The sequence below is a fragment of the Leisingera sp. F5 genome, from assembly GCF_001593695.1.
Map to the genome: position 1 here is coordinate 1 of NZ_LUKH01001149.1, position 1,230 is coordinate 1,230.

1 protein-coding gene and 1 pseudogene are annotated in these 1,230 nt (G+C 60.5%); both read left to right on the top strand.

The features are described 5' to 3' along the window. Positions 1 to 231, top strand: a pseudogene (locus A2I95_RS39660) (hybrid sensor histidine kinase/response regulator); the annotation flags it as partial. Next, entirely contained in the window at positions 228 to 932 is a 705-nt protein-coding gene (locus A2I95_RS39665) for a response regulator transcription factor (RefSeq protein ID WP_027257197.1), read from the top strand. The pseudogene A2I95_RS39660 and the gene A2I95_RS39665, both read left to right, overlap by 4 nt. Positions 933 to 1,230 lie beyond the last annotated feature (298 nt).

A 1,230-nucleotide genomic window follows, 5' to 3' on the forward strand; every position in this document is an offset into this window, starting at 1 on the left:
GATTTGCCGGACATCGCGCTGGTGCTCTCCGACATCAAACTGGAGGGAACTGCCACCGGCATAGACCTCGCTACCCGGCTGGACGGCTCAAACCTGCCTTGCATCCTGATGACGTCCCTTCCCGTCAGCGATCCATTGTTCCGCAAGGCCTTGAAATGCAGTCCGGTTTTGCGCAAACCATTCACCACGCACCAATTGTCCGCGCTGATCAAACCGGAGCCTGCCGCATGACATCGCCCTTGGTCACCATCCTGGATGACGAGCCGGAAATCCGCCGGATCCTGACTAACACGCTGGAGGACGCAGGCTTCCGCACCCAAAGTTTCGCCCGCGCGCGCGAGTTTGAGGCCGCTCTGAACCGGATGACACCCGATGTCTGCCTGGTAGATCTGTCACTGCCCGACACGGATGGGCTGGCGTTGGTGCATCGGCTTGCACTGGAACAGGGCGCGGCGGTCATCATCATCTCCGGCCGCGCCCAGGTGCAGGACCGGGTGACAGGGCTGGAGCTGGGAGCTGATGACTACATCACCAAACCGTTTGATCCGGCCGAAGTGGTCGCCCGTGTCCGCGCCCGTCTGCGCAGCGCCCCCCGCACAACTGCTCCAGCCAGCGACACCGCCCGTTTCTCCGGCTGGATCGCGCATTTCGACCGCTATGTGCTGGAGGATGACTCAGGCAGCGAAACCCCGTTTTCCCATGCCGAGGGCGAAGTTCTGCGGTTGTTCCTCGACAGCCCCAAACGGCTGATCTCCCGCGCTCAGATGCAGGAAGCGCTTGGCGGTGCGGCAGGTGAAAGCTTTGACCGGGCAATGGATGTGCGCGTCTCCCGCCTGCGCACCAAGCTGCGCGAAGACCCTAAGAACCCGCGTCTGATCAAGACGATCTATGGCGCGGGCTACATCTTTCTGGGCGATGTGGATTGGGGCTGACCCTGTTCTGGTAGAAAACCAATTTGCCTGTGCTACGCTCTTTCTTCAGGTAAGAGGTTGAAAGAATACGCAGCTGCAGTATTTCACCACCCTTGTCCATTCCGGCTACGCTGGCGTTCGCCGTGACGGCGCTGTCTTCCGCGCTCTAAAGCCTCACATTTGCCAGCACGGCACAGAGATTCTTGCCGCAGCGAATCACTTGGCATAGAATCAAACCATGGCCACCTGTCTGCTCTACCGCCAAGCCCCTTCGCGCCCGACCCGGTTCTACCGCATTGAGCTGGCGATGAACCTGTTT